Here is a 540-nt window from a genome sequence, read left to right as displayed (position 1 = left end):
CGTCGTCTGGCCTGAGCACCGCTACCAGCAGCATTAGCAGTTTGTCGACGTCGACCTCGAGCGGCATCAGCAGCCTGTCGACCTCGACGTCGTCCGGCCTGAGCACGGCGACCAGCAGCATCAGCAGCCTGTCGACGTCGACCTCGTCTGGTTTGAGCACCGCCACGAGCAGCATCGGTAGCTTGTCGACATCTACCTCGAGCGGTATCAGCAGCCTGTCGACTTCGACGTCGTCTGGCCTGAGCACGGCGACCAGCAGCATCAGCAGCTTGTCGACGTCGACCTCGAGCGGCATCAGCAGCCTGTCGACTTCGACGTCGTCTGGCCTGAGCACCGCGACCAGCAGCATCAGCAGCTTGTCGACGTCGACCTCGAGCGGCATCAGCAGCCTGTCGACCTCGACGTCGTCCGGACTGAGCACGGCGACCAGCAGCATCAGCAGTCTGTCGACTTCGACGTCGTCTGGCCTGAGTACGGCGACCAGCAGCATCAGCAGCTTGTCGACGTCCACCTCGAGTGGCATCAGCAGCCTGTCGACTT

The 540-nt window shown here is 63.1% G+C and carries 1 protein-coding gene; it reads right to left on the bottom strand.

All coding sequences use genetic code 11. The features are described from left to right. A partial coding sequence (locus tag NU688_RS33900; RefSeq protein ID WP_257865372.1) for a hypothetical protein occupies positions 1–540 on the bottom strand: 540 nt, incomplete at both ends.

It is taken from the genome of Variovorax sp. ZS18.2.2 (assembly GCF_024701975.1).
Classification (GTDB): domain Bacteria; phylum Pseudomonadota; class Gammaproteobacteria; order Burkholderiales; family Burkholderiaceae_C; genus Variovorax.
Note: the sequence above shows the minus strand (reverse complement) of the source record. Positions and strands in the feature narration are given on the sequence as shown.